The organism is Bacillus sp. D48C, from assembly GCF_053345735.1.
This window is the reverse complement of record NZ_JBKFAQ010000001.1, coordinates 65,913-78,199: the sequence shown is the minus strand read 5'-3', so window position 1 is coordinate 78,199 and position 12,287 is coordinate 65,913. Positions and strand designations below refer to the sequence as shown.

At 34.3% G+C, this 12,287-nt stretch carries 15 protein-coding genes and 1 riboswitch; of the genes, 4 read left to right on the top strand and 11 right to left on the bottom strand.

Going from position 1 to position 12,287, the window contains the following annotated elements:
• Window positions 1–16: 16 nt before the first annotated feature.
• Complete coding sequence (locus ACLBXA_RS00460) at window positions 17–682, bottom strand: PspA/IM30 family protein (protein WP_000110281.1); 666 nt, start codon at window positions 680–682, stop codon at window positions 17–19.
• A 402-nt stretch (window positions 683–1,084) separates the two neighbouring features.
• On the opposite strand from ACLBXA_RS00460, the gene ACLBXA_RS00455 reads away from it, so the two are divergent.
• Window positions 1,085–1,663 carry a lipoprotein BA_5634 family protein gene (locus ACLBXA_RS00455; protein WP_000737467.1) on the top strand — a complete coding sequence of 193 codons (579 nt, stop codon included), beginning with the start codon at window positions 1,085–1,087 and terminating at the stop codon, window positions 1,661–1,663.
• A 34-nt stretch (window positions 1,664–1,697) separates the two neighbouring features.
• On the opposite strand, the gene ACLBXA_RS00450 is transcribed toward ACLBXA_RS00455, so the two are convergent.
• From ACLBXA_RS00450 to ACLBXA_RS00440, 3 genes are read right to left on the bottom strand one after another with little or no spacing between them, the layout of a single operon-like run.
• Window positions 1,698–1,868 carry a FeoB-associated Cys-rich membrane protein gene (locus ACLBXA_RS00450; protein ID WP_000989591.1) on the bottom strand — a complete coding sequence of 57 codons (171 nt, stop codon included), beginning with the start codon at window positions 1,866–1,868 and terminating at the stop codon, window positions 1,698–1,700.
• 13 nt (window positions 1,869–1,881) lie between these two features.
• Window positions 1,882–3,870, bottom strand: a complete 1,989-nt coding sequence (feoB, locus tag ACLBXA_RS00445; RefSeq protein ID WP_001044862.1) for a ferrous iron transport protein B — start codon at window positions 3,868–3,870, stop codon at window positions 1,882–1,884.
• Window positions 3,867–4,094, bottom strand: a complete 228-nt coding sequence (locus ACLBXA_RS00440) for a FeoA family protein (protein ID WP_000060521.1) — start codon at window positions 4,092–4,094, stop codon at window positions 3,867–3,869. The genes feoB and ACLBXA_RS00440 overlap by 4 nt, the downstream gene beginning before the upstream one ends.
• A 194-nt stretch (window positions 4,095–4,288) precedes the next feature.
• A riboswitch (TPP riboswitch) is annotated at window positions 4,289–4,390 on the top strand.
• An 85-nt stretch (window positions 4,391–4,475) separates the two neighbouring features.
• Here ACLBXA_RS00440 and thiT point away from each other — a divergent pair.
• Window positions 4,476–5,147: an energy-coupled thiamine transporter ThiT gene (gene thiT, locus ACLBXA_RS00435; protein ID WP_001246589.1), complete on the top strand. Its 672-nt coding sequence runs from the start codon at window positions 4,476–4,478 to the stop codon at window positions 5,145–5,147.
• A gap of 208 nt (window positions 5,148–5,355) precedes the next feature.
• Here thiT and ACLBXA_RS00430 read toward each other — a convergent pair whose 3' ends face one another.
• From ACLBXA_RS00430 to ACLBXA_RS00405, 6 genes are all read right to left on the bottom strand, one after another.
• On the bottom strand, window positions 5,356–7,206 hold the full coding sequence (locus tag ACLBXA_RS00430; RefSeq protein ID WP_000715418.1) for a sensor histidine kinase: 1,851 nt from the start codon (window positions 7,204–7,206) through the stop codon (window positions 5,356–5,358).
• On the bottom strand, window positions 7,203–7,892 hold the full coding sequence (locus ACLBXA_RS00425) for a response regulator transcription factor (protein ID WP_000041850.1): 690 nt from the start codon (window positions 7,890–7,892) through the stop codon (window positions 7,203–7,205). Before ACLBXA_RS00425 ends, ACLBXA_RS00430 begins: the two co-directional genes overlap by 4 nt.
• A gap of 39 nt (window positions 7,893–7,931) precedes the next feature.
• On the bottom strand, window positions 7,932–8,552 hold the full coding sequence (locus ACLBXA_RS00420; RefSeq protein ID WP_000771574.1) for a class D sortase: 621 nt from the start codon (window positions 8,550–8,552) through the stop codon (window positions 7,932–7,934).
• Window positions 8,553–8,641: 89 nt separating this feature from the next.
• The gene (locus tag ACLBXA_RS00415) at window positions 8,642–9,133 is read right to left on the bottom strand and encodes an LPXTG cell wall anchor domain-containing protein (protein ID WP_000746712.1); all 492 of its coding nucleotides are present in this window, start codon (window positions 9,131–9,133) and stop codon (window positions 8,642–8,644) included.
• Between the two features lie 178 nt (window positions 9,134–9,311).
• Window positions 9,312–9,644: a hypothetical protein gene (locus ACLBXA_RS00410; RefSeq protein WP_063675907.1), complete on the bottom strand. Its 333-nt coding sequence runs from the start codon at window positions 9,642–9,644 to the stop codon at window positions 9,312–9,314.
• Window positions 9,645–9,826: 182 nt separating this feature from the next.
• Complete coding sequence (locus tag ACLBXA_RS00405; protein WP_002081963.1) at window positions 9,827–10,042, bottom strand: hypothetical protein; 216 nt, start codon at window positions 10,040–10,042, stop codon at window positions 9,827–9,829.
• A gap of 161 nt (window positions 10,043–10,203) precedes the next feature.
• On the opposite strand from ACLBXA_RS00405, the gene hpt reads away from it, so the two are divergent.
• A complete protein-coding gene (gene hpt / locus ACLBXA_RS00400) occupies window positions 10,204–10,731 on the top strand; it encodes a hypoxanthine phosphoribosyltransferase (RefSeq protein WP_086403260.1) in 528 nt (175 codons plus the stop codon).
• A gap of 83 nt (window positions 10,732–10,814) precedes the next feature.
• Window positions 10,815–11,717: a diacylglycerol/lipid kinase family protein gene (locus ACLBXA_RS00395; RefSeq protein ID WP_000167900.1), complete on the top strand. Its 903-nt coding sequence runs from the start codon at window positions 10,815–10,817 to the stop codon at window positions 11,715–11,717.
• A gap of 41 nt (window positions 11,718–11,758) precedes the next feature.
• Here ACLBXA_RS00395 and ACLBXA_RS00390 read toward each other — a convergent pair whose 3' ends face one another.
• Complete coding sequence (locus tag ACLBXA_RS00390) at window positions 11,759–12,268, bottom strand: DUF2199 domain-containing protein (RefSeq protein ID WP_000830226.1); 510 nt, start codon at window positions 12,266–12,268, stop codon at window positions 11,759–11,761.
• Window positions 12,269–12,287 lie beyond the last annotated feature (19 nt).

Sequence of the window (12,287 nt, the reverse complement as noted above, 5' to 3'; positions counted from 1 at the left end):
TTGTCTTTATTCTATATTATTTCTCATACTGCTTCATAATACGAGCCAATTCATCGTCAACAGCAGAATTTTTGTTTAAGCTTGCGAATTCATCATCTAATGACTTTTCTTTCTTATAAACTTCACCGCTTGCTTCCGCTTCAGCCTCTAATTGAAGAGCTTTCTCTTCCATACGGCTTAAACCAGCTTTTGCTGAATTTGAATCAAATCCAGACATTGCCTGATTAATATTTTTCTGTGCTTTCGCTGCATTTACACGTGCTACAAGTGTTTCACGTTTATTTTTCAGCTCTGTTAATTGCTTGCGCATTTCTTCTAGCTTAAGGCGCAGGTTATCAGCAGCAGCTTTATTTTGCTCGTAGCTTGCTTTATATTCATTCATTTTTTGCTCTGCATTTTGTTTTTCTTCTAATGCACGGCGCGCAAGATCTAAGTTATTAGCTTGAACAGCCATATGAGCTTGCTCTTCACGTTTTTTCACAAGTGCTTCTTGCTCTTCAAATAATATTTTGAATTTCTTCTCAAGTGCGATTTGAGCTGCTACACTTTTCTCAGCTTCTTGTACATCGGCTTGCATATCGCGTAAATATTGATCAGTCATCTTAACTGGATCTTCCGCTTTTTCAATTAATGAATACACATTTGACATTGTTAAATCTCTTAATCGTTTAAATACAGACATCTAAATTCCTCCTATGATAAACCTCATATTTCAAATTCACTACTTGGAAAACTGAAAAATCTCCCTTTACAGTAAAGAATATTCATTTTACAGCCTATTTGTTTATTATAACAAAACTAATATGTCCTTACATGTTATTTCCAAAATACATCCATTATAATATGACATTCTATATACAATATTGTATTTATAATATATTCTCATTATCCCTCTTTGAAATTAACTTACTTTTGTGCGATTTCACTAAATTACATAAGTGTAATGTTACTGTAAGCTAACTCGATAGTTGCATTCTGATATTTCTTATACACTAATACCAGAAGCAACAAACAAGCTTCTTCACATGTAAGCAATAATACAAAAATTGTATTTACTATAAAACATATAAAAGGAGAAATCATCATGAAAAAATTAGTAGGAATCGGATTAGCAGCAGCAATTTCATTTGGTGCATTATCAGGTTGTTCTTTATTAGGAGAGAAAGCGAACGGTTTTGTACTGTACGGCTCAGAAGAACAAGTTCAGCAAATTACAGATAAAAACAAAAAAGAAGTGAAAGAAAAAGACTTCTATAAAATGAAAATGACAACATTAGATGGTAAAAAAGTTCTTGTAATGGATAAGAAAACTGGTGAAGAACTAGTGAAAAAAGAGTTACTTAGCAAAGTTGATGAAAAAGACAACACGAAACCACTTGATAAATTACCAGCTGTAACAACAGAACAAGGTTTATTATTTGCAAAAGAAAAAGTAGAAAATGCTACACTTGATGGGGCAAAATTAAAATATGAAGGCAACACAATTATCGGAAGTGGCCGTGCATATACAGATATGTATGCGATTGTCGATGACGCAACTTACAACAGTGTAAAAGGTGATGAAAAATCTGTAGGTGTATTAAAATTTGATAAAGACCCAAGTAAAGAGTTCCCTGGTTACAAAGGCGTCGAAGCTTCTCAACTTGTAAAAATTAAAAAGTAAAACAAAAAAGCTTTGCAATTCGCAAAGCTTTTTTCTATTTATTATGAGCAATTTGTTCCATATCCGGATTACAAGTTTTCGACTGACATGACTTATTTAAAGAACATGCTGCGCATTTTCCTTTTTTACTTCTCTTTACAAAATTAACTAACGTGTATGCTGCATAACCAAAAATGATAGCTCCAATTATAATATTGACCATCATTATACATCTCCTTTTAGAATCCTAGTAAAGATCCAACTTGGTATATAATAAGCGTTAATACATAAGCAACAACGAGTGGATAAACGACTGAGAAAATCGTCCATTTCGCTGATCCTGTTTCACGTTTAATAACAGCCACCGTCGCTAAACATGGAACATATAATAAAATAAAGAACATAAATGCATAAGCTGATAATGCTGTATAATGTGCTCCCATTACGTTTCCAAGCACATCTTCTTTAACTGCATAAATAATTGCCATTGTAGAAACGACAACTTCTTTTGCTAAAAATCCTGTTAAAAGGGATGCTGCAGCTTGCCACGTTCCGAAGCCGAGCGGTGCAAATAACGGTGCGATAAACCCACCAATCATCGCTAAGTAACTGTCTCCCATATCAACACCAAATCCTGATGGACCTGCATAGTTTAATAACCAAATGACAACAGAACCACCAAAGATGAATGTACCTGCTTTACGAACAAATCCTTTCCCTTTCTCCCACGTGCTTAGCCATAACGTTTTCGCTTGTGGCACGCGGTAAGGAGGTAGTTCAATTACGAAAATAGACTTTTCCGCTTTTAAAATTGTAAGAGACATAATTTTTGTAACTAGTAATGCAAGAACAATACCTGCAACATATAAAGAAAATACAACAGTTGCCTGACTATGAGGGAAGAATACGCCCGCAAATAATGCGTATACAGGCAAACGTGCCGAACAAGACATAAATGGTGTTACAAGAACTGTAAGTAAACGTTCTTTTTCTTGTTCAATCGTTCTCGCTGCCATAATACCTGGAACGTTACATCCAAAACCGATAATCATCGGAATAAACGCTTTTCCATTTAAACCGAAGAACTCCATAATTCGATCCATAACAACTGCAATTCGCGCCATATATCCTGAGTCTTCTAATAATGAAATGAAAAAGAATAGTGCAAAGATTTGTGGTACGAATACTAATACAGCACCAACACCGGCAATAATACCTTCTGTAACGAGCGCTTGAATAAAATGAGAAGCTCCAATACTTGTAAGTCCAACCGTCACCCAATCCGTAAGCTGGCCACCAAAAAACTCATCTAACATATCCGATAAAGGTGTCCCAATCCACGTAAACGTAACCTGAAAAATAAAAAACATAACTGCTAAAAAGATTGGAAGTCCTAAAATTTTATGCGTAATTAGTCTATCAATTTTTTCCGAAAAAGGAATTTTCCCTTCTTTCTCATGCTTCATAACATTTGTTTTTAACTTTTCAATATACGCTTCACGAGTTTTGTAAATGTGCTCTTCCAACGTACAATCAAGTTTTCCCTCTAGGCGAGATCGAATGGCTACAAGTTCCTTATAAATTGGTAATGCTTTTATTTCTTTTTCTACTACTTCGTTATTGCTTAAAAATTGAAGTGCTAACCATCTCGGATGCTCGTAATTCGCTTTCTCTAAAAGAGAAATTACCTCTTCAATTCCTTCATCCATTTGTACACCATATGAAATAATGAATGGTTTTTTCTCGTTTTTGTCATTTTCTTTAAGGGTCGCAAGTAGTTCTTCACAACCTTTTCCACTTCTTGCAACGACAGGAACGACTGTTACGCCTAATAATTCGGATAAACGTTTTACATCGATCACAATTCCTCTTTGCTTCGCCACATCAACCATATTTAGACCAATTGAAACTGGCTTGCCAAATTCGAGCAACTGCAACGTTAAATGCATATTTCGTTCAAACTGCGAAGAATCCACAATATTTAACATATGCTGAAATTCTTCTGTTAATAGAAAGTTTGTTACAACACCTTCATCACGTGAAACTGGATTTAAATCATAAACACCTGGTAAATCAATTAATGTTCCTTGTCTATCTTTTAATTTACCAACCTTTTTTTCTACTGTTACACCGCTCCAGTTTCCTACGTATTCATAAGAACCAGTAAGTGCATTAAATAATGATGTCTTTCCTGTATTTGGATTCCCTAGCAAAGCAACCTTATTCACGCTAATTCCACCTTTATCATTTTCGCGTCACAATGACGAATACTAATTAACTGTCCACGACACTCCAATGTACAAGGACCTTTGAACATCGCCTTTTGCTTCATACGAAGTTCGCTTCCTTCAGAAAGACCGAAAGCAGCCAATCTTCTCTTTAGTAAATAATCTAAAGACTGAACACTTTTCACTAGCACTTTCTCACCGATTTTAATATCTACTAAGCTCATAACCTTCCCCCTCCGAAGAGAATGATAATTATTTTCAGAAGAATTATAGCACACTCTATTTCTCTTGTACTATACCCTTTTGCTTCATATTTATTAACATTTCGCTACAATTCTATTTCAATAATTGTCATAACAGATTCGTTTGCCATTCCCATCCATTTCGCTTACAATAAACAATAACAAATAAAGAATCTCGTTATCACTGGGGGAGCCATGCCGCTGAGAGGGAACACTTCGTTCCGACCCTTCGAACCTGTTAGTTAATGCTAACGCAGGGATTGTGCAAACGTCCGAAATACATACCTCTTTTCATTTACGTATTTCGTATCCTCCTATGATATCTATTCTTTTTTGTACAACTTGGATTTAGGGGGAGACAACATGCGTAACACCAATTTACAAGCGATGATTGAATCTGCTATTCTTGCAGCCTTCGCCATGGTCATCGACATTTTACCACTTTCAATAAAAATATCAGCTACAGGCGGTTCTATATCTTTTGCAATGATTCCTATTTTTATTATCGCTTATCGCTGGGGTTTCAAAATGGCTTTCTTAGGAGGCTTAATTTGGGGATTATTACAAATTGTTGTAGGCGATGCCATTATCGTAACACCAATTCAAGTATTAATTGAATACTTCATTGCTTTCGCATTCATTGGGTTTGCTGGTTTATTCTATCGTCCAATTCAAAAGGCGCTTTTAACATCCAATGAAAATAACGAAGAACAATCAAACTTAGGTAGCCGTAAAGACAAACCTTCATCAAAACCAAACCAAGGGAAGAAAGTAATTGGATATATTATCGTCGCTACTTTTATCGGTAGTCTAGCTCGTTACTTCTGTCACTTTATCGCTGGTATCATTTTCTGGGGACAATATGCACCAAAAGGACAATCAGCAGTTCTATATTCTTTAATATTTAACGGTAGTACAATGATTGGTTCCTATATTCTATGTACCGTTTTACTTATATTTTTATTTATCACTTCACCACGTTTATTCAAAAGCATCAGTGCTTATCAAATGAATACACAAAAAAAGGGCGCTTAATGAGCGCTCTTTTTTCATATCGTAATATCAATTAAAAATACAATAAATGCACAAAAGAAAATAAATACCATTATACTTAGCCAATTGCTATGCACGGTTCATCGACTCCTTACATAACCTCGTTTTCTAACCAGATTATATCGTTTAAAAATAAAGATTAGGTAAAGATAGTATGAAAATAAATTAAAAAAAGCGTAGCATGCATTATCTACGCTTTTTTCGGTAAGTAAAAGTAAAATAATACACCGTCTCCTGTATTCTTTACTCCATATTCAGCATCGTGTAATTCTAAAATATTTTTAGAAATAGCAAGCCCAAGTCCCGTCCCACCTTGTGAACGCTGCCGAGCTGCATCCACGCGATAAAAGCGATCCCAAATTTTATCTAATTGTTCTTCTTCAATGTGAGTACCTTTATTTTCAATGCACACTTTTATACGATCTTTATCATCTATTGTCGAAATAATAATATCCTCTTTATTTGGTGTATAACGTATTGCATTCGTAATGAAGTTCACAATGACTTGTTCAATTCGGCCTTGATTTGCAATCACTTCAAATGAACGTATATTTTTATGGACATGAAGTTCTTTTTTCTCTATTTCCACAGATAGATGTTCACATATATCTTCAATTACTGTATCAATATAAAACGAAGACTTTTTCATTTTATATGTACCAGATTCAAATTTAGCTAACTCAAGCATATCCAAAATTAAAGTATCCATTTTGTCTACTTCTCTCTCCATCGCCTGAAAATAATACTCTTTTTTATGCTCAGCTACCCCGTCTTTTAAAATGGAAATACAACTTTTCATAATACTCAGCGGTGTTTTCAATTCATGCGAAACACCAGAAATGAATTCTTTCCGTGTATTTTCTAACTTTCTTTCCTTTTCAATATCTTGTTCAAGCTGTCCGATATGAGAATTTAATTTGTTAGAAAGTATATTAATATTTTTCGATAAATCACCAATTTCATCTTTTGAAGTAATCGGTATTTTTTCTGTAAAATCTAAATGCGCTATTTTCTTCGTCGTATCATTTATTTTTAATAACGGTTTGGCAATTTGCTTTGAATAATAAAACGAAGCTAAAAAAATAAGAACGACTACAAATGCAATGATGTATATGTAATAATCTTGCACCATTTGTACAGCTTCATCTACAGGCTGTAAAGAAGCCATTGCATATATATATGCTACTGATCCGTCTTTTTCTTTTATTGGCTTAATTAATAATTTATATTTTATATCATTCTTTTCATAATCTATTGTTTGTGTTGTATATCGTATTTTATTGCTTTCTTTTAATAATAAATCGGTTTGAAAACCCTTAATATTATCTAAAAATATGCTATTTTTATAAATTGGATTCACAGGACCGTTTACATCTGGTAACTGTACTTTTGTAACACGTCCTCCTATGTAAACGCCTAATTCCTGAGCAGCTTCTTCCTGTACGGCTGGTTTCTTTTCCTTAGCAAGTTGCTCCCCAGCCGCTCTCTTTTTCTCCTCATCTAATTTTATTTTCTCCTGAAATGCTTTTTCTAACGGTTTATTAGATCCACTTAAATTCTGCTTAGATAAAGAAAAAGAGAATGGAATAAAACTATCTTCTTTTCTCACTCCAGAAAAATAAATCTCTTGTCCTAAAAACTGCTCTAATGATTTATTATCAATCTCCTCTATATTGACGAGATTGTATAAGGGTATCTTGAATAGTTGTTGTCCAAAGCTCTTTTGTTGCCTACGATCTATCGTTACCTCAAAATAAAAATCATCCACATGTTTTAAATTCCCATTCTGATCTAGTGTCGTAATCCACGTATTATTTTCCCTAAAAAAGTCTTGCTCAAGTTTCTGAATTCCTTCTGCATTTCCTGTGTAGTTTAGATAATTCTTCTCAAAGGAATTTAAATTCACTTTAATATCTTCCACTTTTCGATTCGCATAATATTGTTTAAAAAATATCGTTTGTCCAATAAATATCGTCGCTAAAATCAACATACATAATGCTGTTGTAAGAGTAAATAATTTTAGTACAATTCCTTTCTTCATACATTTCCCTCAAATTTATAACCTGTTCGTACTACAGTTGTAATGTACTTTGCCTTCTCTCCTAATTTATTTCTTAAATTACGAATATGACTATTAACCGTTCGATCATCACCAGCAAATTCATATCCCCAAATTCTTGAAATTAATTGTTCCCTTGTTAGTACAATTCCTTGGTTTTTCATGAAATACACTAATATTTCAAACTCCGTATGCGTTAAACTAACATCTGCCTCATCAACAGTAACAGTACGTGACGGAAAATGAACTTGGATGCCATGAATCGATAACGTATCATCTTCATTCTCTAAAGGTTTCTTCGATGCCTTTCTACTTTCTAATAATCGTTTCGCTCTTGCTAATAGAATGGGTGGACTATACGGCTTCGTCACATAGTCATCTGCCCCAAGTTCAAAACCAAGTAACGTATCATCTTCATCTACGCGCGCCGTCAGCATAATAATAGGCACCTCGGACGTCTTCCTAATTCTTCGGCAAACAGACCATCCATCGAGTTCTGGCAACATAATATCTAAAATAACTAAATCAACTTCTTCTTCTTCAAATACAACTAAAGCCTCTTTCCCGTCCCTCGCTTCAAACACTACATATTGTTCACTTAAAAAATAATCTTTTAATATTTCACGTAATATATCTTCATCTTCAACAATTAAAATGTTTTTTGACATAACTTATATATCCCCCTCCTGCTTTCAGAAACTATAATTTCATTTTGAATAACTGCCAGTTAACTTCGCCTCGATAATATATCTATCTGGTGCATCCCCTATATAATCAAATGGATAACAAGTTGTCAGTGTTAATATCGGTTCTTCTTTTTTTATAATAACAGTACGATCATCCGCATGAGTAATCCATGTCTTTTGAATTTCATATGTGTACGTTTTATTATCATACTCTAAAACAAGGGTATCCTTTTCTTTCAACTCTCCTAAATCTGTAAATACAGTATCTCGATGTCCACTCAGTACAGTATGTCCCCCTCCAGATGGAGTTGTCGTTAAATCACTAACAAACATACCAACTCCTTTTTTCAGAGTCGTATCATCCGCTCCCCAATATATAGAAAACTTCTTCTTTATTTTCGGTATGTTTAACATCGCTACCTTTTCTCCTTCTTTATGTTCTGTTTGAGAAGAAGGCACTTGAGTGGTTACAGGTGTTTCATGAGAAAGTTGAGTATCTTGTATATTTTTAAGGCTCTTTATTTCTTCTGCTGTTAATTGCCCGGCAGAGCTCTTTCCTTTATACCATTCCACAGCGTAATAGGATCCCATGAATAGCCCTATAGCCATCAATATGATACCGATATAATTGAGTAACTTCATGTTTCATCCCTCCATGCCAAAAATGGTAGGAGTAACCTACCATTTTTAATATATGAAATTATCCCATTCTTTATAGGACAATATTTTATTTACACTTTAAACTTACTGCGACGATTCAAACCAAATAATGTACCTAGTGCTACAAGGGCTGCACTTAATCCCATCATTACCACGTTATTTGATGCCGTGTTTGGCAATTTTTCACCTTGTACAACTGGCTTGGCTACTTCTTTTTTAGCTACTTCATTCTTTTGCCCAGCTTCTATAGCTGCTTCTTTTTTGGCCATATCGTTTTTTAACTGTTCTTGCGCTATTCTCTTTTTCTCTTCTTCACTTTTTTTCTCAGCTTTTATTGCTTCCTCTTCTTTAGCCATATCATTTTTTTCTTGTACTTGTGCCGCTTCCTTTTTCTCTATTTCACTTTTTTGCTGTTCCTTAATTGCTTCTTCTTTTTTAGCTTTATCTTGCTGCATTTGCGCTGCTTCTTCCTTTGTCAATGTTCCTGTTGAAGCACTCGCTACTGAAGAATATCCTACTGTTAAAAGTGCCATTGCACAAATTGGTAATAGTCTCTTTTTCATCTTCATTCTCTCCTTATATTTTATTCACATCAACTCGCATCGGATGTATTACTAGAATAAGCAAGAGATATAAATATAAGATGCAGATGAAATATAATTCATTTAAAGATTTCATTGTAGAAAAAGAAAAAAACATCGCAATATATACGATGTTTTTTTCGGGTGTGTGTCTCAATATTTATATGTTACTTTCGCGCGATTTGGAAGTAGAACGGGCCGGAGCGATAACTAATTGTCTCGGCTCAGTTTTCTTGAAGTGATTTTTGACGTTACACTTACGACGTTGAACAACCCACGCTTTAATAGGGTTTGTCAAAATAATCTTTTGCTCTTCGTTAGGGGCCTCTTCTTCAAACCTACAACTTTCGCTCCATTTATTCCATTTCATTGTAAATTTAGAAGAAGAATGATCATCTTCACGATCAAACAAGTGCAAAAAATCCATTTTTCCATCTAGCATTACGGTATTACTAGTCGCTAAAAAAGAAAAGGTCGTCCAACGTTTCTCCATGCCCTCCTACTCCTTTTTCACATATAGAGTGCCTAAAACTTAATTTACCTAAAATATGCTTGCCTTTTACCTTACACCCATAGTTTATCCAAAATGCTATTATGCAACTATCGATTTGCCTTACAACTACCTTACATTTTTGTAAGAAACAAAAAACCTTCACTCTATATAATGAAGGTTTCTTACTTTTTATCTATATGATTTCTCATATCATCAAGTCCAGCTTCTTTTAGCTGCGACATCATACCGTGCGAAATTGCTCCTAACACTAAAGTCATTCCAATTAATGAAATACGAATCGCAGGTACATCAATTACGTAAGCCAACAGGCCAAGAACAATTGTTAAAAGTAATGCTTTTATAAATGTTACACTTGTGTACTGTTTCTTCTTCATCATATCCACCCTTTTTGGAAGCGTTTTCTTAATGTACTTAGTATATCATATCATCAGATGATTTTGTCTTTATCTTTGTAAAAAATTACTATCTCCTTTGACTTTTTCTATTCTATCCTTTACAGTCGAAATGTTCGCAAGTTTTACACTGTAGGAGGATTACAATGAATATTGAAATAAAAGACACTTTAATTTCTGAAGAACAATTACAAGCAAAAGTGAAAGAATTAGCACTTCAAATCGAACGTGACTTTGAAGGAGAAGAAATCGTAGTTATCGCAGTATTAAAAGGTTCATTCGTATTTGCTGCTGATTTAATTCGTCACATTAAAAATGATGTAACAATTGACTTTATTTCTGCATCTAGCTACGGAAATCAAACAGAAACAACAGGAAAAGTGAAACTACTAAAAGATATTGACGTAAACATTACTGGAAAAAACGTAATTGTTGTAGAAGATATTATCGATTCTGGTTTAACACTTTATTTCCTAAAAGACCACTTCTTTATGCATAAACCAAAGGCACTCAAGTTCTGTACATTACTTGATAAGCCAGAACGCCGTAAAGTAGACTTAACAGCTGAATATGTTGGCTTCCAAATTCCAGATGAATTCATCGTTGGATACGGTATCGACTGTGCGGAAAAATATCGTAACTTACCATTTATTGCTTCAGTTGTAACGGAATAATATAATAAAATAAGCTTCCATCAATTACTGATGGAAGTTTATTTTCTATCACGATTCGTAAAAGACAAAGGGAGAGAATAAAAATGACAAAGACAAAATTTGAAAAAGTACTCCTCATCGTAAATCCGAAAGCTGGTCAAGGTGACTTACATACAAATTTAACAAAAATCGTACCACCTCTTGCCGCAGCTTTTCCTGATCTACATATCCTTCATACGAAAAAACAAGGTGATGCAACAAAATATTGCCAAGAGTTTGCTAGTAAAGTAGATTTAATTATCGTCTTTGGTGGTGATGGAACAGTATTTGAATGCACAAATGGCTTAGCACCTCTCGAAACTAGACCTACACTTGCAATTATTCCAGGTGGAACTTGCAATGACTTCTCTCGCACACTTGGTGTTCCGCAAAACATTGCAGAAGCGGCAAAACTTATTACAAAAGAACATATAAAACCAGTTGACGTTGCAAAAGCAAATGGACAACATTTCTTAAACTTCTGGGGGATTGGTCTCGTATCTGAAGTATCAAACAATATCGATGCAGAAGAAAAAGCAAAGCTTGGTAAAATCGGTTACTATTTAAGTACAATTCGAACTGTAAAAAATGCTGAAACATTCCCGGTAAAAATCACTTATGACGGACAAGTATATGAAGACGAAGCTGTCCTTGTCATGGTTGGAAATGGTGAATATCTTGGCGGTATCCCGTCCTTTATTCCGAACGTAAAATGTGATGACGGAACACTTGATATTTTCGTAGTCAAATCAACAGGTATTCAAGCGTTTAAAGATTATATCGGAAAGAAACTATTTGAAGACTCAAATGAAAATGACATCTTCCACGTAAAAGCGAAATCCATTCATATCGAAACAGAGGAAGAAAAAGAAGTAGATACAGATGGAGAAAGTTCGCTTCATACACCTTGTCACATTGAATTATTACCAGGACACTTTACGATGATTTATAATCCTGCGGTTGTGTAAAGAAAAAAACGAGTGCTAGCACTCGTTTTTTCTCTTCTAATCTAGTTATGTCGTTGAATAATTTCCTCTATTTCTTTAACTCTGTCTAAAGTAATTCCATTTCTTTGTTCAATTGCTAAAGGATGGTCGGTTGGCTCTAATTCAACATACGGTGCCATTCCAACTTCTCTTATATGTACATTTGTTTTTAAATTTAATGTTTCTGGATAAACTGGTATTTCTACAGATAACCACCCAAAATAAGGATCACTATTTTCTCGGCCTCTCTCATCCCACTTTTCTAATACTTCATCATAACTTTCTTTACTAAGCGATACCCACACAGTCCATATGAAATTTTCGTGGTAATCAATGATAGGAATCTCTAAACAACCTCTAATAAAGTAATGTTCATCGTCCATTACGCAAAGTTCTGATGTTAAATGGAAGCGTCCCTCTCTTTCATGGGGCGCTACCTCGTAATAATAATATGGTGCTTCACTTCCGTAGCATAAAGGAAGTGTAAAATGACTCATTTGTACTTTTTCTCCAGATTTTCTTCTTCTTTTCATTTATTATTCTTTCTCCTAT

Bases quoted from the DNA above. Each gene is read 5' to 3' on its own strand.
- ACLBXA_RS00460 (WP_000110281.1), bottom strand. From the start codon at position 682: ATGTCTGTATTTAAACGATTAAGAGATTTAACAATGTCAAATGTGTAT.
- ACLBXA_RS00455 (WP_000737467.1), top strand. From the start codon at position 1,085: ATGAAAAAATTAGTAGGAATCGGATTAGCAGCAGCAATTTCATTTGGT.
- ACLBXA_RS00450 (WP_000989591.1), bottom strand. From the start codon at position 1,868: ATGATGGTCAATATTATAATTGGAGCTATCATTTTTGGTTATGCAGCA.
- ACLBXA_RS00440 (WP_000060521.1), bottom strand. From the start codon at position 4,094: ATGAGCTTAGTAGATATTAAAATCGGTGAGAAAGTGCTAGTGAAAAGT.
- thiT (WP_001246589.1), top strand. From the start codon at position 4,476: ATGCGTAACACCAATTTACAAGCGATGATTGAATCTGCTATTCTTGCA.
- ACLBXA_RS00430 (WP_000715418.1), bottom strand. From the start codon at position 7,206: ATGAAGAAAGGAATTGTACTAAAATTATTTACTCTTACAACAGCATTA.
- ACLBXA_RS00425 (WP_000041850.1), bottom strand. From the start codon at position 7,892: ATGTCAAAAAACATTTTAATTGTTGAAGATGAAGATATATTACGTGAA.
- ACLBXA_RS00420 (WP_000771574.1), bottom strand. From the start codon at position 8,552: ATGAAGTTACTCAATTATATCGGTATCATATTGATGGCTATAGGGCTA.
- ACLBXA_RS00415 (WP_000746712.1), bottom strand. From the start codon at position 9,133: ATGAAAAAGAGACTATTACCAATTTGTGCAATGGCACTTTTAACAGTA.
- ACLBXA_RS00410 (WP_063675907.1), bottom strand. From the start codon at position 9,644: ATGGAGAAACGTTGGACGACCTTTTCTTTTTTAGCGACTAGTAATACC.
- ACLBXA_RS00405 (WP_002081963.1), bottom strand. From the start codon at position 10,042: ATGATGAAGAAGAAACAGTACACAAGTGTAACATTTATAAAAGCATTA.
- hpt (WP_086403260.1), top strand. From the start codon at position 10,204: ATGAATATTGAAATAAAAGACACTTTAATTTCTGAAGAACAATTACAA.
- ACLBXA_RS00395 (WP_000167900.1), top strand. From the start codon at position 10,815: ATGACAAAGACAAAATTTGAAAAAGTACTCCTCATCGTAAATCCGAAA.
- ACLBXA_RS00390 (WP_000830226.1), bottom strand. From the start codon at position 12,268: ATGAAAAGAAGAAGAAAATCTGGAGAAAAAGTACAAATGAGTCATTTT.